We start from the raw sequence: 21,109 nt of genomic DNA, 5'->3' as shown, positions 1-21,109 counted from the left end.
ATGTCTCGTGTTGCTAAAGCACCTGTCGCTATTCCAGCTGGCGTAGAGGTGAAACTAAACGGCCAAGAAGTTACTGTTAAAGGCGCTAAAGGTGAACTAACTCGCGTTCTAAACAACGCAGTTGTTATCGCTCAAGAAGAGAGCAACCTTACATTCGGTCCTCGCGACGGTGTTGCTAACGCATGGGCACAAGCAGGTACTGCTCGTGCACTAGTTAACAACATGGTTGTTGGTGTTACTGAAGGCTTTACTAAGAAGCTAACTCTTAAAGGTGTTGGTTACCGTGCTGCTATCAAAGGCAACGCTGTAGGCCTAACACTTGGCTTCTCTCACCCAGTTGAGCACGAGTTGCCAGCGGGTATTAAAGCTGAGTGTCCTAGCCAAACTGAGATCATTATTACTGGTTGTGATAAGCAACTAGTTGGTCAAGTTGCAGCTGACATTCGTTCTTACCGTGAGCCTGAGCCTTATAAAGGTAAAGGTGTTCGTTACGCAGATGAAAATGTGCGTACTAAAGAAGCTAAGAAGAAGTAAGGTAACACTATGGATAAGAAAGCATCTCGCATCCGTCGTGCTACACGTGCACGTCGTAAGATTGCAGAACTGGGTGCAACTCGCCTAGTAGTACACCGTACTCCTCGTCACGTTTACGCTCAAGTAATCGCAGCGAACGGCTCTGAAGTTATCGCAGCCGCTTCAACTGTTGAAAAAGCGATTCGTGAAGAAGTTAAGAGTACTGGTAACATCGATGCAGCTAAAGCAGTTGGTAAAGCTGTTGCTGAGCGCGCTCTTGAAAAAGGCGTATCTGCTGTTGCATTCGATCGTTCTGGTTTCCAATACCACGGTCGAGTAGCGGCGCTAGCAGAATCTGCTCGCGAAGCTGGTCTGAAATTCTAAGGTAGGGTTGGAAGATGGCTAAAGAACAACAACAAGCTAGTGATTTGCAAGAAAAGCTAATCGCCGTTAACCGTGTTTCTAAGACGGTTAAAGGTGGTCGAATCATGAGCTTCACTGCACTAACAGTAGTTGGTGACGGTAATGGTCGCGTAGGTTTCGGTTACGGCAAAGCTCGTGAAGTACCTGCTGCGATTCAAAAAGCAATGGAAAAAGCACGTCGTAACATGACTACGATCGCGCTTAACGAAGGCACTCTTCACCACCCGGTGAAAGGTCGCCACTCTGGCTCTAAAGTTTACATGCAGCCAGCAGCAGAAGGTACGGGTGTTATCGCAGGTGGTGCGATGCGTGCAGTACTAGAAGTTGCAGGTGTACACAACGTACTGTCTAAAGCATACGGTTCTACGAACCCTATCAACATCGTTCGTGCAACGATCGATGCTCTAGGTAGCATGAAGTCACCAGAAATGGTTGCTGCTAAACGTGGTCTAACTGTTGAATCTATTTCGGAGTAAGAACACCATGGCAACTATCAAAGTAACTCAAACTAAGAGCTCAATTGGTCGCCTACCTAAGCACAAAGCGTGTCTTAAAGGTCTTGGCCTTCGTAAAATCAACCACACAGTAGAACTTGAAGATACTCCGTGCGTTCGCGGTATGATCAACAAGGTTTACTACATGGTTAAAGTTGAGGAGTAATCAGAATGCGTTTGAATACTCTATCACCGGCTGCGGGTTCTAAGCCTTCTAAGAAGCGCGTAGGTCGTGGTATCGGTTCTGGCCTAGGTAAAACTGGTGGCCGTGGTCACAAAGGCCAAAAATCACGTTCTGGCGGCAGTGTTCGTCCAGGTTTTGAAGGCGGTCAAATGCCTTTGAAACAGCGTCTACCAAAATTCGGTTTCACTTCTCGTAAGAGCCTAGTGTCTGCTGAAGTTCGTCTAGCTGAGCTAGCGAAGGTAACTGGTGACGTTGTTGACCTAAACAGCCTTAAAGCAGCTAACGTTATCACTAAGAACATCGAATTTGTTAAAGTTGTTCTTTCAGGTGAAATCGACAAAGCTGTGACTGTTAAAGGTCTACGCGTGACTAAAGGCGCTAAAGCTGCAATCGAAGCTGCAGGCGGTAAAATCGAGGAATAATCTCGAGGGATGAGGTACAGATGGCTAAGAAACCAGGACAAGATTTTAGTAGTGCAAAGAATGGCTTAAACGAACTTAAGTCTAGACTTTTATTCGTTATAGGAGCACTTTTAGTGTTCCGTGCCGGCTCTTTTGTGCCGATCCCTGGTATTGACGCAGCTGTACTTGCCGATTTGTTCGAACAGCAAAAAGGTACCATCGTAGAAATGTTTAACATGTTCTCCGGTGGTGCATTAGAGCGTGCATCTATTTTAGCACTGGGCATCATGCCGTATATTTCGGCGTCGATTGTTGTCCAGTTGCTAACGGTAGTTCATCCAGCGTTAGCCGAACTCAAGAAAGAGGGTGAGGCAGGGCGTCGTAAGATTAGCCAATATACGCGTTATGGTACGCTTGTACTTGCAACATTCCAGGCAATAGGTATCGCAACTGGCCTTCCAAACATGGTCAATAATCTGGTTGTTATCAACCAAACCATGTTTACGCTAATTGCAACCGTAAGTTTAGTAACTGGTACCATGTTCCTTATGTGGTTAGGTGAACAAATTACAGAGCGTGGAATTGGTAATGGTATTTCCATTCTAATTTTTGCAGGTATTGTTGCTGGATTGCCTTCTGCAATCGGTCAAACAATCGAGCAAGCGCGTCAAGGTGAACTGCACGTACTTCTTCTGTTGTTGATTGCTGTACTCGCTTTCGCAGTGATTTACTTTGTTGTGTTTATGGAACGTGGTCAACGTCGTATCGTCGTTAACTACGCCAAACGTCAACAAGGCCGTAAGGTTTTCGCTGCACAAAGCACACACCTACCGTTGAAAATCAACATGGCAGGTGTTATTCCAGCAATCTTTGCTTCAAGCATTATCCTGTTCCCAGGAACACTGGCTCAGTGGTTTGGTCAGAATGGTGAGAGCAGCGCGTTCGGTTGGTTAACTGACGTGTCATTGGCTCTCAGCCCAGGTCAACCGCTGTATGTAATGCTTTATGCAGCAGCGATTATTTTCTTCTGTTTCTTCTACACGGCTCTTGTTTTCAATCCGCGTGAAACAGCAGATAACTTGAAGAAGTCTGGTGCATTCGTACCCGGCATCCGCCCAGGTGAGCAGACAGCGAAATACATTGATAAAGTAATGACTAGACTTACCCTTGCAGGTGCTCTATATATTACCTTTATCTGTCTGATTCCCGAGTTCATGATGGTCGCGTGGAACGTACGTTTCTACTTCGGCGGTACTTCACTACTCATCGTAGTGGTAGTAATTATGGACTTTATGGCACAGGTACAGACTCATCTGATGTCACAACAGTATGATTCTGTGTTGAAGAAAGCAAATCTGAAGGGTGTTGGCCGTTAATTCGGCGAGTATCCCAGATTTCATCTACGGAGTTTAGCAATGAAAGTTCGTGCTTCCGTTAAAAAAATCTGCCGTAACTGTAAAGTTATCAAGCGCAACGGTGTTGTGCGTGTTATCTGTAGCAGTGAGCCAAAGCACAAACAGCGCCAAGGCTAATTAAGCAGAAATTTTTACTTGAAATATAAGGTATGGTCGAGTATATTCCTCGGCCTACCTTTTGCGTGCAAAAGAAGTAGCACTCCGCAGCGTATCCATAACGGGCTTTGCTGCGGCTATTCTTTTTAAGAAACACTAGGAGTGAATAATGGCCCGTATAGCAGGCATTAACATTCCTGATCAAAAACACGCTGTAATCGCACTAACTGCGATTTACGGCATCGGTAAAACTCGCTCTCAAGCTATCCTAGCTGAAGTGGGTATTGCTGAAGATGTTAAGATCAGTGAACTAACTGAAGAGCAGATCGATCAACTGCGTGATGGTGTAGCTAAGTACACTGTAGAAGGTGATCTACGTCGTGAAGTATCAATGAACATCAAGCGTCTTATGGACCTTGGCTGTTACCGTGGTCTTCGTCATCGTCGCAGTCTACCACTACGTGGACAGCGTACTAAAACCAACGCTCGCACCCGTAAGGGTCCGCGTAAGCCGATCAAGAAATAATCGGGAAGGTAGAGTACAATGGCTAAACAACCAACTCGCGCTCGTAAGCGCGTACGCAAGCAAGTTGCAGATGGCGTTGCGCACATCCATGCTTCTTTCAATAACACAATCGTAACCATTACTGACCGTCAAGGTAACGCTCTTGCATGGGCAACTGCAGGTGGTTCAGGTTTCCGTGGTTCTCGTAAGTCTACTCCGTTCGCTGCACAGGTTGCTGCTGAGCGTTGTGCTGAAATGGCTAAAGAATACGGTCTAAAGAACTTGGAAGTTATGGTTAAGGGTCCAGGTCCAGGTCGCGAATCTACTGTTCGTGCACTGAACGCTGCTGGTTTCCGCATCACGAACATCGTTGACGCGACACCAATCCCTCATAACGGTTGTCGTCCACCTAAGAAACGTCGCGTATAACGTTTCTAGGATAATTGGAGAAGAATCATGGCAAGATATTTGGGTCCTAAGCTGAAGCTTAGCCGTCGCGAAGGTACAGACTTATTCCTTAAGTCAGGTGTACGCGCGATCGATACCAAGTGTAAAATCGATAACGCACCAGGTGTACACGGCGCTCGTCGCGGTCGTCTATCTGAGTATGGCGTTCAGCTTCGTGAGAAGCAAAAAGTTCGTCGTATCTACGGCGTTCTAGAAAAACAATTCCGTAACTACTACAAAGAAGCAGCTCGCCTTAAAGGCAACACTGGTGAAAACCTACTTCAGCTTCTTGAAGGTCGTCTAGATAACGTAGTTTACCGCATGGGCTTTGGTGCAACTCGCGCAGAAGCACGTCAGCTAGTTAGCCACAAAGCTATCCTAGTTAACGGTAATGTTGTAAACGTTCCTTCATTCAAAATTACGGCTAACGACGTTGTTTCTATCCGCGAGAAGGCTAAACAGCAAGCTCGTATTAAAGCGGCTCTAGAAGTTGCTGAACAACGCGAAAAACCAACTTGGATTGAAGTAGATGCTGGCAAGATGGAAGGTACATTCAAGCGTATGCCTGAGCGTTCAGATCTATCTGCTGACATTAACGAACACTTGATCGTCGAGCTTTACTCTAAGTAAGGTTTAAACTAAAGAGAGGACACAATGCAGGGTTCTGTAACAGAATTTCTTAAGCCACGTCTTGTTGACATCGAACAAGTTAGCACGACACACGCAAAAGTAACTCTTGAGCCATTAGAGCGTGGCTTTGGTCACACTCTAGGTAATGCGCTTCGCCGTATTTTGCTTTCGTCAATGCCAGGTTGTGCAGTGACTGAAGTTGAAATCGAAGGCGTTCTGCACGAGTACAGCACTAAAGAAGGTGTACAAGAAGATATCCTTGAGATTCTTCTTAACCTGAAAGGTCTAGCTGTTCGCGTTGCTGAAGGCAAAGACGAAGTGTTTATTACGCTAAACAAATCAGGCTCAGGCCCTGTTGTTGCAGGTGACATCACCCATGATGGTGATGTAGAGATCGCTAACCCAGAACACGTTATTTGTCACCTAACGGATGACAACGCTGAGATTTCTATGCGAATCAAAGTTGAACGTGGTCGCGGTTATGTTCCAGCTTCAGCTCGTATCCATACTGAAGAAGATGAGCGTCCAATCGGTCGTTTGCTAGTTGACGCAACTTACAGCCCAGTAGACAAAATTGCCTACGCTGTAGAAGCGGCACGTGTTGAGCAACGTACTGACCTAGACAAGCTCGTTATCGATATGGAAACGAACGGTACTCTAGAACCTGAGGAAGCTATCCGTCGCGCAGCTACTATTCTAGCTGAGCAATTGGATGCGTTCGTAGATCTTCGTGATGTACGTGTTCCTGAGGAGAAGGAAGAGAAGCCGGAGTTCGATCCTATTCTACTGCGTCCTGTAGACGATCTTGAACTAACAGTTCGCTCTGCTAACTGTCTAAAAGCAGAAGCGATTCACTACATCGGTGATCTTGTACAGCGTACTGAGGTTGAGCTACTTAAAACGCCAAACCTTGGTAAAAAATCTCTTACTGAGATTAAAGACGTACTTGCATCACGTGGTCTGTCTCTGGGCATGCGCCTAGAAAACTGGCCACCAGCGTCTATCGCTGAAGATTAATCGATACTAGTTAGAAGGATTAGGTCATGCGCCATCGTAAGAGTGGTCGTCAACTCAACCGCAACAGCAGCCATCGCAAAGCGATGTTCAGCAATATGGCTAGCTCTCTTGTACGTCATGAAGTAATCAAGACTACATTGCCTAAAGCAAAAGAGCTACGTCGCGTAGTTGAGCCTTTGATTACACTAGCTAAGACTGACAGTGTTGCTAACCGTCGTCTAGCATTTGCACGTACTCGTGATAACGAAGTAGTTGCGAAACTATTCAACGAACTAGGTCCACGTTTTGCTGCTCGTCAGGGCGGTTACACTCGTATCCTAAAAGCTGGCTTCCGTGCTGGCGATAAAGCTCCAATGGCTTACATTGAGCTAGTTGATCGCCCAGAAGCATCTGAAGAAGCTGCTGCTGAGTAATCAGTAAAGTTCGTAGAACTAAAAAAGCCGAGCATTTATGCTCGGCTTTTTGCTATCTGTTATTTTGAAATCAACCGTGATTAAAATCGCCTCTCCCTTTTACTGCCATAGTGATGTCAGTGAGTCCATGAGACCTGAACTTGCTCCTTGTGAACCCAGGTAATCCAATACTACCGGTGCGAATTGTGAAATCATCGACGGGTCTAAACCTACTGATGAAAATGCACCTTTAACACTATCCATATCTTGTATTGAAGAGAGAAGACCGCTGCTTGTTAGCGAATCCATTCCGGGAATGAGCGAACTTAGTTCACTCTGCTGCTCTGAACCTAATGAGCTTTGTGCCAGAGAGAGTAGCGCCCCAACACCTGTTGTCGCTTGTTCAGGTGAGACAGAGAGATCGTTGACTAAATCATTAACAATTGCTGAGTCTTTTGCCTTCATCATAGAATTCGCGCTGGAAAGCAAATTGTTAGCATCGTCAGCTGATACACTAGAGAGATCGAGTGCAGCGTGGGTTGGGGCTGAAATTAGTAGGGCCGTAGAAAGGGCTAGAAGAGTTCTCATGATACCGTCCATTTTTATTGTCTACTCACTAAGATTAGACAATAAAAAAGCAGTGACGAGTCACTGCTTTTAAAAATTGAGTATCAGAGCTGAGATTAAGCGATGATGTCTAGTAGCTCAACTTCGAATACTAGTGCTGCAAACGGAGGAATCGCTGCACCTGCGCCGCGCTCACCGTATGCTAGGTCTTGAGGAATGTACAGCTTCCACTTAGAACCTACAGGCATTAGTTGAAGTGCTTCAACCCAGCCTTTGATTACGCCAGTTACTGGGAACTCAGCTGGTTGACCGCGAGATACAGAGCTGTCGAATACAGTACCGTCTGTTAGCTCACCGTGGTAGTGAACACGTACAGTTTTGTCTGCAGATGGAATTTCGCCAGTACCTTCAGTGATCACTTCGTATTGAAGACCAGACTCAAGAACCGTTACTTCTGAACGAAGAGCGTTGTCTTTTAGGAACGCTTCACCGTCAGCTGCAGCAGCTTTAGCTGCTTCTTGACGTACTGCTTCTGCACGAGTGTGTAGCTCTTGCAGTGCGTTGTTGATCTCGTCAATTTCGATTTCTGGCATGTCACCAGTTAGTGCAGTTGCAATACCTTTAGCGATTGCATCTACGTTTAGACCTTCTAGGCCGCTACCTGCTAGTTGTTGGCCCATTTGTAGACCAATACCATAGCTTGCTTTCTGTTCTACAGTTTCTAATTTCACGTCAGACATGACGGTCTCTCTTGCTATTCGAATGAAGACGAAAGCATACCAGTTCTGGCTTTAAACCGAAATGCTCTAACTAACTTTTACCAATTAATTCGTTTTGGTTGTTAAACTTGTGACATTAGGCGGTTATAAATTAGCAGACCTGCGATTTTTCTATACTCTGAACGCAGGTTTTCTTAAACTTAGACGGTTGTGTAGTAGGAGACAAATGGGAATGAATCGTCGTCACCGTAAAAAGCAAAAAGTTGACCACGTTCAAGTGCTGAAAGAAAAGTGGCAAGCGCTGGATTTATCGCGTCTAAAGCAAATCGATTTGTCTCGATTGTCTGCGTCACGTGATAAGGCTAAGGTGTTATGGCATCGTTTACCGCGTCTACACAGAAGGGTTTTGAGCGTTCTCATTCCTGTTGTTATTGTATTGATGCTTTTGCCAGGCCAAAAGGCTGATGCGCCTCAAGTAACCCCTACCAATCAACGAGTAGCAGTCAGCGTCAATACCGCGCCATTGAGTGAGCAGTCGTCGCAAGTCAACGTTGAAGAGCGAGTAGAAACGGCTTGGCGTGAGTATACGGTGAAGAAGGGAGATACGCTCGCGCGCGTTTTCCGCACTAACCAATTGCCGATGGCAGACTTGAATGCGCTGGCACGCATTGAAGGCAGCGACAAACCACTAAGCCGAATTAAGCAAGGTCAGCTAATTCGATTTAAGTTCAATGAAGAAGGTAGCTTAGATATCTTACAGATTGAGCGCGGCGACCAGTCGATCATGTTCTTCCGTTTGTCTGACGGCGGATTTGGTCGTAGTAAATAGTTAGAGATAAGAAGGGGCGTGTAAGCCCCTTTTTAGTTCAAGTCGTCGTTGTGTAAGTCACGGTTACTTGAGAAGCCTCATGTCAATATGAGGAATATCATCTTCTAGATATTCATCCGAGCAGGCACTAAAGCCATGTTTTGAGTAGTAACCTTGCAAGTGCGATTGCGCACCGATTTGGATGCTCTCATTAGGCCACAGACGCTCACACTCGAGTTTTGCTTGCACGAGTAGGTCATGCCCTAAACCACCTCCTCTATGCGTCTGCTTCGTCGCAACACGGCCAATACTCACTTGTTCGTACGTAGTGCCTTTTGGTAGCAATCGCGCACAGGCGACGAGTTCATCACCTTGGTAACCCAGTAAATGGTGCACGCCTTCGATTTGGTCTTTGTTATCCAGTTCTGGATAAGGGCAGGTTTGTTCTACCACAAAGACATCGACGCGCAGTTTGATCAACTCATATAGCTCAGTCGTGTTGAGTTCAGTGAACGTTTTTGTCTTCCAGATAATCATGATGTACTTCTCTTTATTGCGATCAACGGCCTATCGTTCTTAGACTAAACCGAGGCGAATAAAAAAGCCACGCATTACGCGTGGCTAGACTTATTAAGGCGGTATCTAAATCTAGATACCCTTATTTTTGTAAGTCGATTTGGTAAACCGCGAAGCCAACATCATCAGTCGCTACCTTCTTCATCGGGTATTGACCTTTGTCGCTGATAAATTGCGCCGCTTTCTCTGATGGAGAGGTTTCAAAACGGACGTCTAGCTTAGCGTTTGTGCTAATTGGTGCAAACGACCAGTTGTTGTCCGCACTTGGGGTGACTTCGCCTTTCTCTTTGCTTACTTTCGAGATGTAGTTAGCAACGATAGAGCGGTTTTCATCTGGAGAATCAAATGCGATAAAGTCGCTACCGGTACCCGGGAACTTGTTGCTGTATGCACGGTAGTTATTGGTCGCAATGATAAAGGTTTGCTTCATGTCGATTGGTTTGCCGTTATACGTCAGACCAACGATACGTTCGCTACCTTCATCCAGCAGTTTACAGTTGCCGTCATAACGGGCTGGTTTAGTGACATCGATTTGATATTCAACGCCATCCATCACATCAAAGTTGTAGGTGCGGAAGCCGTCCCAATCGATCAGTGATTGTGGTTTGTTAGAGTTCGCATCGATTTGTTTGAACTGACCTGCAGAACACTCTAACCATTCCTTCACTTCTTTACCCGTTACTTTCAGTGCGACAAGAGTATTTGGGTATAGGTATAGGTCGGCCGCATTTCGGAATGTAAGCTGGCCCGACTCTACTTCGGTAAAGTTCGCTGGATCGTTTTTACGGCCACCGGCTTTAAATGGCGCAGCAGCAGACAGAACTGGCAGACCATCAAGATCTGGGTCGCCTTGGATCATGGTTTCTACATAGTCTTTCTGTGCAAGGTTAACGATCTGTACCGTAGGATCATCTTGAACCAGCGCTAAGAAGCTGTACATCACGTCATTGGCTTTACCAATCGGTTGGTTAACGAAATCACGTGTGGCACTGTGGTCGCCTTTAACCGCATTGACAATACCTTGGTCTGCTTCAGCAATTGGCTTTTTGTTAGCAGCGTCGAAGATTGGACGAGCTTCTGTTTGCGCGTCAGCCACTTTCCAGCTATCACCGTCTTGCTCAAGTATCAGATCCATTACACCAACGTGGCTACCCCAACGTCCTGGCATCACCGCAGCAACACCATTAATGGTGCCTTTCTCGTTGTCGACGCCTTGGATATTGTCAAAGCCTTTACCTGGGAATACTGCATGAGAGTGACCAAACGCAATCGCATCGATGCCTTTTACTTCAGAAAGGTAGTAAGTCGAGTTTTCTGCGCCAGCTTTATACGGATCGCTTGAAACGCCTGAGTGCGGGATAGCAACGATAATGTCCGCACCTTCTTTCTTCATTTGTGGCACTAACTTTTCAGCGGAAGCTTTGATGTCTTCAGCGAACACTTTGCCTTCGAGGTTTTTCTTATCCCACACCATGATTTGAGGTGGTACGAAGCCAATGTAGCCAACTTTCACGTCGTGTGCATTGCCATCGGTGTCCTTGAACGTATGGGTTTTGATTAGGTAAGGCTTGAAGTAGTGGTCGCCGGTTTTTTTGTCAAACACGTTAGCACTGATATACGGGAAATTAGCGCCTTCCAGTGAAGTTTTAAGGAACTCAAGGCCATAGTTAAACTCATGGTTACCGATGTTACCCACATCGTAGTCAAGCTGGTTCATGGCTTTGTAAACTGGGTGGGTTTCACCTGGCTTAATGCCTTTCGATGCCATGTAGTCGCCCATAGGGCTACCTTGAAGTAAGTCACCGTTATCCACCAATACGCTGTTCGTTACCTCACCACGAGCTTCTTTCACCAAAGTAGCAGCGCGAGCCAGGCCGATTTTCTGCGACGGCTTATCCTTGTAGTAGTCGTAATCCATAACATTAGTATGAATATCCGTCGTTTCGATAATTCTTAACTTGATCTCGTCAGCCATCGCTGGGCCTGCCATTGCAAGCATCCCGCCTAGTACAGCGATAGAAATTGGGGTCACTGCCACTTTCATCTTTATATCCTTTTAATTCGAGGGTGATTCAAAAACTTGGTAAGTGTATCAATTTGTGATGTAAGAAATGTTTCTATGGCTATAAAAGTGTGATCTGTATTTGTTACTTGCTGGGGTTCTGATACCGATCTCTCACCTTTACCAGTAAGACTACAACTGATAGAGGTTCAATGCGGCGAGTTAGCTCGAAATTTGTACATACTTTCGGACTAAACAGCTTCTTTAGTGGCTTTTGGAATAAAAAATGAAATTTTAGAATTTCAAGTAATATAGGCGAGTGGTCATAATGCCATCATTCGATATGCGAAGGATTGCCATTATGAACCCAACTTTAACTAACCAGCCGGGCAAAGGAAGTACACCCACTTTGGTTAGCAGCCAAGATAAGCCAAGGCTAGCCAAATCACAGCTCAACAAAGGCGAGGTGGCTTTAATCGGTGCCGGTCCTGGCGATCCTGAATTGCTCACCATAAAAGCACTAAATCTTCTGCAACAAGCTGACGTTGTGCTCTACGACTACCTTGTTTCTGAAGAAATTATGGCGCTGGTACCAGATAGTACTATTTTGGTTTGTGTGGGCAAAAGAGCAGGCCATCACAGCGTTCCTCAAGAAAAAACTAATCAACTGTTGGTCGAGTTTGCCCAGAGCGGTCATAAAGTCGTTCGTATTAAAGGTGGCGATCCGTTTGTATTTGGCCGTGGTGGTGAAGAGCTGCAAGTTCTCGCATCAGCAGGTATTCGATTTCAAGTGGTACCGGGCATTACCGCAGCCGCTGGTGCGACGGCTTACGCAGGTATCCCCCTAACTCATCGAGACTACGCGCAATCGGCGCTGTTTGTCACCGGGCACCTAAAACCAGATAGCGATGATATGGATTGGTCGACGCTGGCGCGCGGCAATCAGACTCTCGTTATCTACATGGGACTCATGAAATCTGACTATATCCAGTCGCAACTTATTCAACATGGTCGTAGTTCAAGTGTACCTGTTGCCATTATTGAGCGTGGGACACAGGCAACCCAAAAGGTCTTACGCGGCACTTTGTCAACACTACCGGAGATGGCCAAAGATGCGCAGTCGCCATCACTGATTGTTGTCGGAGAGGTGGTCTCGTTAGCCGATGAACTCTCTTGGTTTGGTGAAGATAGTGCACAGCCAAACCAAATCGAAACACTACAAAGTATTAGAGCTTAACCCTAAGAGGATAGCTCACTCATATTCTAAATCAGTCGTGTGTTGGCCAAGTCACGTCAACATGAACAAAGGAAGCACAACTCATGGACCAAGAAAGACTCACACACCTTAAACAGTTGGAAGCGGAAAGTATTCACATCATCCGCGAGGTCGCGGCGGAATTTGATAATCCCGTCATGATGTACTCCATCGGTAAAGACTCGTCAGTGATGCTGCACTTAGCGCGTAAGGCATTTTACCCAGGTAAGATCCCGTTTCCATTGCTGCACGTGGATACCGATTGGAAGTTCAAAGAGATGATTGAATTTCGCGACCGTACAGCAAAGAACTACGGATTCGAGCTTTTGGTGCACAAGAACCCAGAAGGTCTAGCCATGGGCTGTAGCCCGTTTGTGCACGGTTCATCTAAACATACCGACATTATGAAGACTCAAGGTCTAAAGCAGGCGCTCAACAAATACGGTTTTGATGCAGCATTCGGTGGTGCACGCCGTGATGAAGAGAAATCTCGTGCCAAAGAGCGTGTCTATTCATTCCGCGACAAGAACCATACATGGGATCCGAAGAACCAACGTCCTGAGCTGTGGAAAACCTATAACGGTCAAATCAACAAAGGTGAGAGCATCCGTGTGTTCCCACTTTCTAACTGGACCGAACTCGATATTTGGCAGTACATCTTGCTAGAAGGCATTGAAATCGTGCCTCTGTATCTTGCAGCACCGCGTCCAGTGGTCGAGCGCGATGGTATGTTGATCATGGTGGACGATGACCGCATGGAAATCGGCCCTGATGAAACGGTTGAACACAAGAGTGTGCGCTTTAGAACACTTGGCTGTTACCCACTGACCGGTGCTATTGAGTCGGAAGCGACCACACTTACTGGAATTATCGAAGAGATGCTCGTCGCGACCTCAAGTGAGAGGCAAGGGCGAGCGATCGACCACGATCAGTCAGGATCGATGGAGCTTAAGAAACGTCAAGGATACTTTTAAGGATCGAAGGAACAGATTATGAACAGCGCAGTAGAAGCACAACTTGCCGAACTCGGTATTGAAGGTTACCTGAGTCAGCACCAGTACAAATCGTTACTTCGATTCCTAACGTGTGGCTCAGTTGATGATGGTAAAAGTACCTTAATTGGCCGCTTGCTCCACGACTCGAAACAAATTTATGAAGATCAACTCGCGGCGGTTCACTCTGATAGCCAGCGTGTTGGTACGACTGGTGAGAAGCCAGATTTAGCCTTACTTGTCGATGGCTTACAGGCAGAACGTGAGCAAGGGATCACGATTGATGTGGCATACCGCTACTTCTCGACCCAAAAACGTAAGTTCATCATTGCCGATACTCCGGGACATGAGCAGTACACGCGAAACATGGCAACGGGTGCATCGACCTGTGATCTTGCGGTGATCTTGATTGATGCGCGTAAAGGCGTGCTCGATCAAACGCGTCGTCACTCGTTTATCTCCAGCCTACTTGGTCTAAAGCACTTTATTGTTGCGGTGAACAAGATGGATTTGGTCGATTACTCACAGCAGCGTTATGAAGAGATCCGCGATGAGTATCTGACCTTCTCTGAGAATTTAGGTAAAGACATCAACATTCAGATGATCCCGATCTCTGCCCTAGAGGGCGACAACGTTGTGGATCTCAGTGACAAGATGGGGTGGTATCAAGGTGAACCTTTACTCGATCTACTAGAGAAAGTAGACATCGACCAAGGCAAACAGCAAGGTGAGTTCCGCTTCCCAGTGCAATACGTTAACCGACCAAACCTCGATTTCCGTGGTTTTGCCGGCACCATTGGTTCTGGTGAAATTCGCGTTGGCGATGAGATTAAAGCATTGCCGTCCGGTAAGACGTCTAAAGTCGAGCGTATCGTGACGTTTGATGGTGACTTACCAAGTGCATATGCAGGTCAAGCTGTGACATTAACGCTGACTGATGAGATTGATATCAGCCGTGGTGACTTGATTGTTAAGCAAGATGCTCGTGTTGCGTCATCAAATCGTCTACTGGCGGACGTGGTGTGGATGACGGATGAGCCGCTAGCGGCAGGTCGTAGCTACGACATCAAAATTGCAGGTAAGAAAACGCAAGGACAGTTGGATGCGGTTCGCCACCAGTACGACATCAACTCACTTAAATCGTTTGAGGCAGAGTCACTGCCGCTAAACGGCATCGGTTTGTGTGAGTGGTCACTAACGGAAGCGGTAGCTATTGATAGCTACGATTCGGTTCAAGACACTGGTGGTTTTATTGTGATTGATCGCCTCACTAACGTGACAGTGGGTGCCGGCCTTGTTCGTGAAGCTCTGGCAGAACAGCAGCGTTCACCACAAGAGCGTATGGGTGCCTTTGAAAAAGAGCTTAAGACCCTGATTATGAAACACTTCCCTGAGTGGGACGCAAAAATATAGTCTCCGCGATACAACCGTAACCACGGGCTCTAGTTATCGCTAGAGCCCATCATGACAACGCAGTGAGTTTGCATAAGGAATAGGATGATGTGGGAACAAGGAGTGGTGCTGGCTTTGCTGATGTCTATCATCACTTGCCTGATAGCAACCCAGATCAAACCGAGCCTTATTTTTGCAGGCGCTGCGTTTTTGGCATTTATTGCTGGCATGATTGATATCAATGCGGTTGCGAGCAATTTCACCAACTCATCACTACTCACACTGGTACTACTGATTTTATCCTCGGCAGCGCTTGAGAAAACACGTCTAATTAGTTGGGTTAGCCGCTCTATTGCTACTGGACGTTTAGGGGCCGTTGTCGCTAAATTGGGTATCTCGACCGCACTGCTTTCCTCGTTCACTAACAACACGGCGGTAGTCGTCTCGTTAATTGGTGCTATCAAGCGCAATCAACGTCATGCACCATCCAAGTTGCTTATCCCGCTATCTTATGCCGCCATTCTAGGTGGCACACTGACGCTGATTGGCACCTCTACCAACCTTATTATCAACAGCTTTGTTGAGGATGTAGGCTTACCAAGCTTAGGCTTTTTCGAGCCAACCTGGATTGGTTTGAGTGTATTGTTCGGTGGCGTATTGGTGCTAATACCGCTTAGCTATTTTTTACCAAACTACGATGACACTAGCCAAGATGACCTGCCGTATTTCTTAGAGGCGCGAGTGGAGTCTGGTTCACCGTTGGTGGGACGCAGTATTGCTGAGAATAATCTTAGAGCACTGCGTAAGTTGTTTCTTGCCGAAGTGGTTCGAGACGGTGAAACATTGGCATCAGTTGGCCCAGACTTTGTACTTCAAGCCAAAGACCGCCTACTGTTTTGCGGTGATGTGGAAAGTGTCGCGACGCTACAAGAAATTACCGGCCTAACCTTCTTTGGTCAGCATCATTTAAATGGGCAAAATTTGCTTGAAGTAGTAGTGAGTTCATCGGCGACGTTTTGCAATAACACTCTTAAGTCAAGTCAGTTTCGAGATCGCTTTGATGCGGTGGTCGTGGCAGTTCGCCGCGGACATGAGCGCCTTGAAGGTGGACTAGGTAACATCATTCTACAAGCGGGGGATACGTTAGTGCTCGCTCCGGGTAAACGCTTTGAGGCACTTCGTCGTCAGCATCGCAAAGAGTTCGTGCTTGTTAACGATTTAGACTCGAGTGCCAAGCTTGATTTAGCGAAGTCTAGCTATGTTCTATTTGGCTTTGTCGCTGTCATAGCGTTAGCACTTACTAACGTATTGCCTATCATCAAAGGATTAGCACTGTATCTAATAGCCGTTTTGGCGTTTGGTATTGTGAATCTTGGCGAGCTTCGCCGCCGTTTTCCTACTGATATTGTGGTGATTGTTGGCTCTGCGCTTTCTATTGCTCAACTGATGATATCAACTGGTCTTTCTGAGCGTATGGGTGACATGTTCATCGAGATGTTCAATGGCTGGGGCGTATTCGGTGCATTAGTGGCCACTTACTTAGTGACACTATTATTGACCGAGCTGGTCACCAATAATGCAGCTGCCGCACTCGCATTTCCGATTGGCTACAGTATGTCTGTCGCCTATGGCGTTGATCCTATGCCATTTATCATGGCGGTGTTATTTGGTGCGAGTGCGAGCTTTGTTTCCCCTTACGGATATCAAACCAACCTATTGGTGTATAGCGTGGGGAATTATCAGCTTAAAGATTACATGCGGATTGGCATTCCCATCTCCATCGTTTACTCGGTGTTGGTGCTCGCTCTTATCCCTTACTTTTTTCCTTTTTAACGGCGTTACCTAAGGACGAGTTATGTCGAATACTGTACAAGCCTCTGACACTATAGAAAAAGATGAAAACGTGATTTGGCATCAACATGTGGTGACCAAGTCAGAGCGTGCTGAATTGAAAAAACAGCAGCCTGTGGTGCTGTGGTTTACTGGCTTATCGGGGGCGGGCAAATCTACCGTTGCTGGGGCGCTCGAAACAGAACTGGCCACTCGTGGCTACCATACTTATTTGCTAGATGGTGATAACGTCAGACACGGTCTGTGCCGCGACCTAGGTTTTTCGGAGCAAGATCGACGTGAAAATATCCGCCGCGTGGGTGAGTTGGCTAAGCTAATGGCGGATGCGGGTCTGATTGTTCTCTCTGCGTTTATCTCTCCGCATCGTGAAGAGCGCGCCTTGGTTCGTGACCTTTTGCCTGAGGGCGAGTTTATGGAAGTGTTTGTCGATGCGAGCTTAGCGGTGTGTGAATCACGCGATCCTAAAGGCCTCTACAAAAAAGCGCGTGCCGGCGAGATCCCTAACTTTACCGGTATCGATTCTGAGTACGAAGCTCCGCTTGAGCCAGAGATCCACCTTAAAGCCGGCGACTACGCAGTCGCCGAGTTGGTGGATCAATGTTTAGCGGTACTCAAGGCTAAGCAAGTTATCAGTTAATCAGTTGGGCTGCTACACCGCATGATGAAAAGAGGTTGGCAGCTCACCTTTGACCACAAATTTTCGATTCAGCAGCGCCACTAATTGCTCTTGATACTGAGCATTGCTGCGATGACCAAGCAACTGGCACAGCTCATTGCCGGTTGGTGTAAAGCGGTAGTAGGTTAGTGTGATGCCTTTAGTTTTCGCTGCCAGCGTCATTTCTTGACCTTGATAGCTGAGCTTTAATGGTGCTTCTTTACTGATCTCTCCTGATTCGAGCTCTGTTGCCAGTAATACACCTAACTCGACTAACAGCAGGATACTAGAGTAAGGCAATTGATACTCACCCAAACTCAATTCATCGACACTCTCGCGACGAGAGAAGCTGAACAAACCTGTTTGATGTTTAATGCCGAGCAGCAACTTACGACTGCTGTCCGTCCCAAAGCTGCAAGCCAATGACGAGGCTCTTTGTAGAGTTTGCGCTTCTTTAGGGGTCATGTCTCGAAGCGTTTTTAGTGCCTTCATCGATGTGGCACCGGGATTGGTGATTTCGCGTTTTAGCACTTGAGCCCAGAGCTTTTGCATCGACGAGTTGTGGATCTCTTTCGCCATATCAAAATAGCGCACTAACCAGTCAAAATCTGGCTCTCCCGCCACTTCGTTTTTGCAGGCTGCCAACGCCGCTTTGATGATTTGCTCCAGGTTCTTCTGGCGCTGCTCTTTGCCTTGTTTTTCACGCAGCATGGCTCGTTCAAACAATGACTGGCTTGGCGTTTCCTCACGGATCAGAGCGTCGAGGTAATGAGATTCGGCTATCGCACGTAAACGACTGGCGCTATCTTTCATGTGATGGGCTTTCTTTTGCCCAGATTCAGTGGACGAGTTTGGTTCTACTTTAGCAGGCTTGCTCTCAACGGGATGATGACTCATTACTCAGACTCAATATGAAGCGAAAACGAAGCAATTATGTGCAATAAGCTTTCAATTTAGCGGGAATTTCGTGCAAAAACCAGCGTAATTTATGTGAGCTGATGTCCGAAAATAGAGGCTGTGAGAAGCGGTTGTAAAAACTCTAGGATAAATGCTAAAATTTTGTTAAGTTTATGCTTCATAATAGAGGAGGGCGTTATGAGGCACTCAAGAGACAATTACTCGTTAGAGAGTCATACGCCACAGAGCAAAATGAAAAAGCAGGTTTCGGTTATCTTGCTGCTGTGTGTCTATATCGGCGTACTGGGCTATCTTTCTACATTAATAGGCTAATAGCCTAGCACGCGGTTTCGTATCTAATGTTTTCGCATCTAGCTACGACGCGGTTCAATTATCACTCGGCTTCGTCATAGCCATCATCGTAGTCTTCAATCTCATAACCATCGATTAAGTAGCCAGTCTGCGCTAGCTCTGAGTCGATGGTTTCTGTTTTTAGCGTACCTACTACATAAATCACATCCCATAGACGGTGTACAGGCGCGCCTTCTTTGAACTTCACGTAGATGATTTGGTTTGGCGGTGGTGGTGGAACGTGGATACAGGCACCGAAGTAGGGTACCAATAGAAATTCCGTTACCGCATTTTCATCCCCTTCGAGTGGGATTACGAAGCCCGGGATTTTTACTTTACTGCCATTGAGTTCTTGGCGCACGGTACCGACTTTCGATTGCTCCATCACGCCACCAGAGTGGTCGACCGAAGGCATCCCCATCGCATCAAACTGATTGCGCTCTTTCTCTGGAATGAGATCAATCCAATCGAGTGTTAATACATCTGAGTCAGTTTCAGCCATCGCCAGTGGCGCAGCCAGCACGCTCAGGGATAGCAATAAGCCACAAAGTAGCGTTTTCAAGGTTTTCATCGAAGTCCCACTAAATACGGATGGTCATGCCATCACTTAATGATTGTCTGTACGCACGCAGCGCAGGGAAGAAGCCAATAATAATGCCTGCTAACTGTACAAACCCAAGTAGCATCCATTCGTGTGAACTGATCCCAGATAAGGCAATATTAATCCCGTAATTTGAGGTAATGATTGGCGCTGCGACCGCAAGCATCGCATACATACCACCCACACCGCAAATGATACCTATGGTGGTCAAAACCGTGGCTTCACTAATCAGCAATACGAACACATGGCGCGGCCTTGCCCCCATTGCTCTGAGTATCGCCATTTCGCGGCGACGCTCTTGAAGGCTAGTCAAGAGACTCGATAGCATGCCCATAAGACCGGCCACAACCACAAACACGGAGACTATCAACAGCGCTTGCTCTGCTACGCTCATCATGCCCCATAGCTCATGCAAAGCGATACCTGGGAGGATTGCGCTGAGTGGTTCTTGCTTATAAGTGTTGATCTGGCGTTGTAAGGCGAAGGTTTGGATTTTACTTTTCAGTCCAATCATCATCGCTGTAATTTGCTTGGGATGGAAATCCATTTCGAGCAGTTGCTCTTTCGTTGGATTGTTTCCTAGATTAGCTCCAGACTCCCAACCGACGTGAATCGCTTCGATGGCTTCCAGTGACACGTGAACCGTTTTATCTACTGGCGTTCCCGTAGGTGCTAAGATACCGACCACTTTGAATGGTGTATTTTCATGGCGGCTAAAGCCTACGTCACTGATGCCATGAGCAATGACGATCTCTGTACCGATGTCATAGCCAAGCTTCTTAGCAACCTCAGAGCCAATAACCGCTTCAAATAGGTTGTCGAACTCTTCTCCTTTGCTCAGAGCAAGATGCTGCTTTTGACCATATTGATAGTGCTCAAAGTAGCTGTGATTGGTGCCCATCACTCGAAAGCCGCGATGAGAATCGCCGAGAGAAATAGGGATCGCCCACTTTACTGCGCGATGATTGCTAAATTCTTCGAAACTCTTCCAGTCGATGTTGTTGGTAGCATTACCAATACGAAATACCGAGTAGAGCAATAAGTTCACTTGTCCGGAGCGGCCACCCACAATTAAGTCTGTGCCAGAAATTGTGTTGGCAAAGCTGCTTTTTGCTTGAGTTCGAATGCGCTCAACACCCATCAGCAAAATAACTGAAATCGCCACCGTCAGAATAGTGAGTAGTGCCGTGGTTTTACGATTCAGCAGGCTTTTCCACGCCAGCTTTAATGTGATGCTCATAGCGGCCTCACTTGATTAATATCTTGTAGGTTTTCAGTGCGCTTGAATAAAGGCTCGAGCGTTGGGTCGTGGCTGACGAAAATGAGTGTCGATTCAGCGCGGTTCGCTTGTTCCATGAGTAGCTCGATGAAGGCTTCACGATTGTCGTGATCTAAGGCTGAGGTCGGCTCGTCAGCAATCAGAAATTCGGGTTGGCCGATAAGAGCTCTTGCGGCCGCGACGCGTTGCTGCTGACCAATACTGAGTTCAATCACAGGTTTTTGCAGCAAATTGGATGGCAGACGCAGGTGATCAAGCAGTCGCTTGGCCTCATCGGCGAGTGAGCCAGATACCTTCTCTTTGCGTCTTTGCGAAAAGTGGCAAGGCAGCGTGACATTGTCGATGACCGACAAGTAAGGGATCAAATTAAACTGCTGAAAAACATAGCCGATGTGGTCGGCGCGAAATCTATCGCGTTTTGACGCTGAAAGTGCAGTTAAGTTTTGATTGAGTGCCAAGATATCTCCGCTAGTGGCCGTATTTATACCAGTAAGCAAACCGAGCAGTGTCGATTTACCACTGCCACTTGGGCCTTTGAGAAATAAATGCTCACCTTGTTCGATGATAAGAGAGGGGATATCAAGAGTTGGAGCTTGGTCGGGCTGCCACTTAAACGTGACGTCTTTGAGTTCGATTACGCTAGCCAT

Annotated in this window: 27 protein-coding genes; 19 read left to right on the top strand and 8 right to left on the bottom strand. The window is 46.8% G+C overall.

Features of this window, described 5'->3' with window-relative positions:
* From rplF to rplQ, 12 genes are all read left to right on the top strand, one after another.
* On the top strand, nt 1-534 hold the full coding sequence (gene rplF, locus ACJB0T_RS15605) for a 50S ribosomal protein L6 (RefSeq protein WP_042502759.1): 534 nt from the start codon (nt 1-3) through the stop codon (nt 532-534).
* A gap of 9 nt (nt 535-543) precedes the next feature.
* Nucleotides 544-897, top strand: a complete 354-nt coding sequence (rplR, locus tag ACJB0T_RS15600; protein WP_038228845.1) for a 50S ribosomal protein L18 — start codon at nt 544-546, stop codon at nt 895-897.
* Nucleotides 898-911: 14 nt separating this feature from the next.
* A complete protein-coding gene (gene rpsE / locus ACJB0T_RS15595; protein WP_042478682.1) occupies nt 912-1,412 on the top strand; it encodes a 30S ribosomal protein S5 in 501 nt (166 codons plus the stop codon).
* A 7-nt stretch (nt 1,413-1,419) separates the two neighbouring features.
* Nucleotides 1,420-1,596, top strand: a complete 177-nt coding sequence (gene rpmD / locus ACJB0T_RS15590; protein ID WP_004410429.1) for a 50S ribosomal protein L30 — start codon at nt 1,420-1,422, stop codon at nt 1,594-1,596.
* A gap of 5 nt (nt 1,597-1,601) precedes the next feature.
* Nucleotides 1,602-2,036: a 50S ribosomal protein L15 gene (gene rplO, locus ACJB0T_RS15585; protein ID WP_112460405.1), complete on the top strand. Its 435-nt coding sequence runs from the start codon at nt 1,602-1,604 to the stop codon at nt 2,034-2,036.
* Between the two features lie 20 nt (nt 2,037-2,056).
* Nucleotides 2,057-3,391 (top strand): preprotein translocase subunit SecY, encoded by a 1,335-nt coding sequence (gene secY, locus ACJB0T_RS15580; protein WP_338163374.1) that lies wholly within the window; start codon nt 2,057-2,059, stop codon nt 3,389-3,391.
* 39 nt (nt 3,392-3,430) lie between these two features.
* Entirely contained in the window at nt 3,431-3,547 is a 117-nt protein-coding gene (gene rpmJ / locus ACJB0T_RS15575; RefSeq protein WP_042478686.1) for a 50S ribosomal protein L36, read from the top strand.
* A 148-nt stretch (nt 3,548-3,695) separates the two neighbouring features.
* A complete protein-coding gene (rpsM, locus tag ACJB0T_RS15570) occupies nt 3,696-4,052 on the top strand; it encodes a 30S ribosomal protein S13 (RefSeq protein WP_005450559.1) in 357 nt (118 codons plus the stop codon).
* A gap of 18 nt (nt 4,053-4,070) precedes the next feature.
* Complete coding sequence (gene rpsK, locus ACJB0T_RS15565; RefSeq protein ID WP_001118870.1) at nt 4,071-4,460, top strand: 30S ribosomal protein S11; 390 nt, start codon at nt 4,071-4,073, stop codon at nt 4,458-4,460.
* 27 nt (nt 4,461-4,487) lie between these two features.
* Nucleotides 4,488-5,108: a 30S ribosomal protein S4 gene (rpsD, locus tag ACJB0T_RS15560; protein WP_042478689.1), complete on the top strand. Its 621-nt coding sequence runs from the start codon at nt 4,488-4,490 to the stop codon at nt 5,106-5,108.
* A gap of 24 nt (nt 5,109-5,132) precedes the next feature.
* A complete protein-coding gene (locus tag ACJB0T_RS15555) occupies nt 5,133-6,125 on the top strand; it encodes a DNA-directed RNA polymerase subunit alpha (RefSeq protein WP_042478691.1) in 993 nt (330 codons plus the stop codon).
* 26 nt (nt 6,126-6,151) lie between these two features.
* On the top strand, nt 6,152-6,538 hold the full coding sequence (gene rplQ / locus ACJB0T_RS15550) for a 50S ribosomal protein L17 (RefSeq protein WP_031493230.1): 387 nt from the start codon (nt 6,152-6,154) through the stop codon (nt 6,536-6,538).
* 99 nt (nt 6,539-6,637) lie between these two features.
* Here the strand turns inward: rplQ and ACJB0T_RS15545 are convergent, their stop codons facing one another.
* Together ACJB0T_RS15545 and bamJ are read right to left on the bottom strand one after the other, a co-directional pair.
* On the bottom strand, nt 6,638-7,105 hold the full coding sequence (locus ACJB0T_RS15545) for a DUF2780 domain-containing protein (RefSeq protein WP_479288621.1): 468 nt from the start codon (nt 7,103-7,105) through the stop codon (nt 6,638-6,640).
* Between the two features lie 95 nt (nt 7,106-7,200).
* Nucleotides 7,201-7,824: a BamJ family beta-barrel-assembly machinery protein gene (gene bamJ, locus ACJB0T_RS15540; protein ID WP_479288622.1), complete on the bottom strand. Its 624-nt coding sequence runs from the start codon at nt 7,822-7,824 to the stop codon at nt 7,201-7,203.
* A gap of 211 nt (nt 7,825-8,035) precedes the next feature.
* On the opposite strand from bamJ, the gene ACJB0T_RS15535 reads away from it, so the two are divergent.
* Nucleotides 8,036-8,632, top strand: a complete 597-nt coding sequence (locus ACJB0T_RS15535; protein ID WP_479292172.1) for a LysM-like peptidoglycan-binding domain-containing protein — start codon at nt 8,036-8,038, stop codon at nt 8,630-8,632.
* Nucleotides 8,633-8,695: 63 nt separating this feature from the next.
* On the opposite strand, the gene ACJB0T_RS15530 is transcribed toward ACJB0T_RS15535, so the two are convergent.
* Together ACJB0T_RS15530 and cpdB are read right to left on the bottom strand one after the other, a co-directional pair.
* On the bottom strand, nt 8,696-9,148 hold the full coding sequence (locus ACJB0T_RS15530; RefSeq protein ID WP_479288623.1) for a GNAT family N-acetyltransferase: 453 nt from the start codon (nt 9,146-9,148) through the stop codon (nt 8,696-8,698).
* Between the two features lie 121 nt (nt 9,149-9,269).
* On the bottom strand, nt 9,270-11,231 hold the full coding sequence (cpdB, locus tag ACJB0T_RS15525; RefSeq protein WP_479288624.1) for a 2',3'-cyclic-nucleotide 2'-phosphodiesterase: 1,962 nt from the start codon (nt 11,229-11,231) through the stop codon (nt 9,270-9,272).
* A gap of 319 nt (nt 11,232-11,550) precedes the next feature.
* Here cpdB and cobA point away from each other — a divergent pair, with 319 nt between their 5' ends.
* The 5 genes from cobA (at nt 11,551) to cysC (ending at nt 17,316) form a co-directional block, all read left to right on the top strand.
* On the top strand, nt 11,551-12,426 hold the full coding sequence (gene cobA / locus ACJB0T_RS15520) for a uroporphyrinogen-III C-methyltransferase (protein ID WP_479288625.1): 876 nt from the start codon (nt 11,551-11,553) through the stop codon (nt 12,424-12,426).
* Between the two features lie 83 nt (nt 12,427-12,509).
* Nucleotides 12,510-13,418 carry a sulfate adenylyltransferase subunit CysD gene (cysD, locus tag ACJB0T_RS15515; RefSeq protein ID WP_042502781.1) on the top strand — a complete coding sequence of 303 codons (909 nt, stop codon included), beginning with the start codon at nt 12,510-12,512 and terminating at the stop codon, nt 13,416-13,418.
* Between the two features lie 18 nt (nt 13,419-13,436).
* Nucleotides 13,437-14,849, top strand: a complete 1,413-nt coding sequence (cysN, locus tag ACJB0T_RS15510) for a sulfate adenylyltransferase subunit CysN (protein WP_479288626.1) — start codon at nt 13,437-13,439, stop codon at nt 14,847-14,849.
* Between the two features lie 87 nt (nt 14,850-14,936).
* Nucleotides 14,937-16,661: an SLC13 family permease gene (locus tag ACJB0T_RS15505; RefSeq protein ID WP_479292174.1), complete on the top strand. Its 1,725-nt coding sequence runs from the start codon at nt 14,937-14,939 to the stop codon at nt 16,659-16,661.
* A 22-nt stretch (nt 16,662-16,683) separates the two neighbouring features.
* Entirely contained in the window at nt 16,684-17,316 is a 633-nt protein-coding gene (gene cysC / locus ACJB0T_RS15500) for an adenylyl-sulfate kinase (protein ID WP_479288627.1), read from the top strand.
* 12 nt (nt 17,317-17,328) lie between these two features.
* On the opposite strand, the gene ACJB0T_RS15495 is transcribed toward cysC, so the two are convergent.
* On the bottom strand, nt 17,329-18,231 hold the full coding sequence (locus ACJB0T_RS15495; protein WP_479288628.1) for a TIGR03899 family protein: 903 nt from the start codon (nt 18,229-18,231) through the stop codon (nt 17,329-17,331).
* Between the two features lie 198 nt (nt 18,232-18,429).
* Here ACJB0T_RS15495 and ACJB0T_RS15490 point away from each other — a divergent pair, with 198 nt between their 5' ends.
* Nucleotides 18,430-18,564, top strand: a complete 135-nt coding sequence (locus tag ACJB0T_RS15490) for a hypothetical protein (protein WP_479288629.1) — start codon at nt 18,430-18,432, stop codon at nt 18,562-18,564.
* A gap of 61 nt (nt 18,565-18,625) precedes the next feature.
* On the opposite strand, the gene ACJB0T_RS15485 is transcribed toward ACJB0T_RS15490, so the two are convergent.
* The 3 genes from ACJB0T_RS15485 to ACJB0T_RS15475 all read right to left on the bottom strand — a co-directional run bounded on the left by ACJB0T_RS15485 (nt 18,626) and on the right by ACJB0T_RS15475 (nt 21,109).
* Nucleotides 18,626-19,084, bottom strand: a complete 459-nt coding sequence (locus ACJB0T_RS15485; RefSeq protein WP_420822982.1) for a DUF3299 domain-containing protein — start codon at nt 19,082-19,084, stop codon at nt 18,626-18,628.
* Between the two features lie 79 nt (nt 19,085-19,163).
* Nucleotides 19,164-20,423 (bottom strand): ABC transporter permease, encoded by a 1,260-nt coding sequence (locus ACJB0T_RS15480; protein WP_479288630.1) that lies wholly within the window; start codon nt 20,421-20,423, stop codon nt 19,164-19,166.
* Nucleotides 20,420-21,109 (bottom strand): ABC transporter ATP-binding protein, encoded by a 690-nt coding sequence (locus tag ACJB0T_RS15475; protein WP_479288631.1) that lies wholly within the window; start codon nt 21,107-21,109, stop codon nt 20,420-20,422. The genes ACJB0T_RS15480 and ACJB0T_RS15475 overlap by 4 nt, the downstream gene beginning before the upstream one ends.

Source organism: Vibrio sp. CB1-5, assembly GCF_059412285.1.
Note: the sequence above shows the minus strand (reverse complement) of the source record. Positions and strands in the feature narration are given on the sequence as shown.

Bases quoted from the DNA above. Each gene is read 5' to 3' on its own strand.
- rpmD (WP_004410429.1), top strand. From the start codon at position 1,420: ATGGCAACTATCAAAGTAACTCAAACTAAGAGCTCAATTGGTCGCCTA.
- rplQ (WP_031493230.1), top strand. From the start codon at position 6,152: ATGCGCCATCGTAAGAGTGGTCGTCAACTCAACCGCAACAGCAGCCAT.
- rpsM (WP_005450559.1), top strand. From the start codon at position 3,696: ATGGCCCGTATAGCAGGCATTAACATTCCTGATCAAAAACACGCTGTA.
- cysC (WP_479288627.1), top strand. From the start codon at position 16,684: ATGTCGAATACTGTACAAGCCTCTGACACTATAGAAAAAGATGAAAAC.
- cysD (WP_042502781.1), top strand. From the start codon at position 12,510: ATGGACCAAGAAAGACTCACACACCTTAAACAGTTGGAAGCGGAAAGT.
- ACJB0T_RS15495 (WP_479288628.1), bottom strand. From the start codon at position 18,231: ATGAGTCATCATCCCGTTGAGAGCAAGCCTGCTAAAGTAGAACCAAAC.
- rpsE (WP_042478682.1), top strand. From the start codon at position 912: ATGGCTAAAGAACAACAACAAGCTAGTGATTTGCAAGAAAAGCTAATC.
- rpsK (WP_001118870.1), top strand. From the start codon at position 4,071: ATGGCTAAACAACCAACTCGCGCTCGTAAGCGCGTACGCAAGCAAGTT.
- ACJB0T_RS15530 (WP_479288623.1), bottom strand. From the start codon at position 9,148: ATGATTATCTGGAAGACAAAAACGTTCACTGAACTCAACACGACTGAG.
- rpmJ (WP_042478686.1), top strand. From the start codon at position 3,431: ATGAAAGTTCGTGCTTCCGTTAAAAAAATCTGCCGTAACTGTAAAGTT.
- ACJB0T_RS15475 (WP_479288631.1), bottom strand. From the start codon at position 21,109: ATGGCTAGCGTAATCGAACTCAAAGACGTCACGTTTAAGTGGCAGCCC.
- rplR (WP_038228845.1), top strand. From the start codon at position 544: ATGGATAAGAAAGCATCTCGCATCCGTCGTGCTACACGTGCACGTCGT.
- rplF (WP_042502759.1), top strand. From the start codon at position 1: ATGTCTCGTGTTGCTAAAGCACCTGTCGCTATTCCAGCTGGCGTAGAG.
- ACJB0T_RS15555 (WP_042478691.1), top strand. From the start codon at position 5,133: ATGCAGGGTTCTGTAACAGAATTTCTTAAGCCACGTCTTGTTGACATC.
- cobA (WP_479288625.1), top strand. From the start codon at position 11,551: ATGAACCCAACTTTAACTAACCAGCCGGGCAAAGGAAGTACACCCACT.
- ACJB0T_RS15535 (WP_479292172.1), top strand. From the start codon at position 8,036: ATGAATCGTCGTCACCGTAAAAAGCAAAAAGTTGACCACGTTCAAGTG.
- cysN (WP_479288626.1), top strand. From the start codon at position 13,437: ATGAACAGCGCAGTAGAAGCACAACTTGCCGAACTCGGTATTGAAGGT.
- bamJ (WP_479288622.1), bottom strand. From the start codon at position 7,824: ATGTCTGACGTGAAATTAGAAACTGTAGAACAGAAAGCAAGCTATGGT.
- cpdB (WP_479288624.1), bottom strand. From the start codon at position 11,231: ATGAAAGTGGCAGTGACCCCAATTTCTATCGCTGTACTAGGCGGGATG.
- rplO (WP_112460405.1), top strand. From the start codon at position 1,602: ATGCGTTTGAATACTCTATCACCGGCTGCGGGTTCTAAGCCTTCTAAG.
- ACJB0T_RS15490 (WP_479288629.1), top strand. From the start codon at position 18,430: ATGAGGCACTCAAGAGACAATTACTCGTTAGAGAGTCATACGCCACAG.
- ACJB0T_RS15485 (WP_420822982.1), bottom strand. From the start codon at position 19,084: ATGGCTGAAACTGACTCAGATGTATTAACACTCGATTGGATTGATCTC.
- ACJB0T_RS15545 (WP_479288621.1), bottom strand. From the start codon at position 7,105: ATGAGAACTCTTCTAGCCCTTTCTACGGCCCTACTAATTTCAGCCCCA.
- ACJB0T_RS15505 (WP_479292174.1), top strand. From the start codon at position 14,937: ATGTGGGAACAAGGAGTGGTGCTGGCTTTGCTGATGTCTATCATCACT.
- rpsD (WP_042478689.1), top strand. From the start codon at position 4,488: ATGGCAAGATATTTGGGTCCTAAGCTGAAGCTTAGCCGTCGCGAAGGT.
- secY (WP_338163374.1), top strand. From the start codon at position 2,057: ATGGCTAAGAAACCAGGACAAGATTTTAGTAGTGCAAAGAATGGCTTA.
- ACJB0T_RS15480 (WP_479288630.1), bottom strand. From the start codon at position 20,423: ATGAGCATCACATTAAAGCTGGCGTGGAAAAGCCTGCTGAATCGTAAA.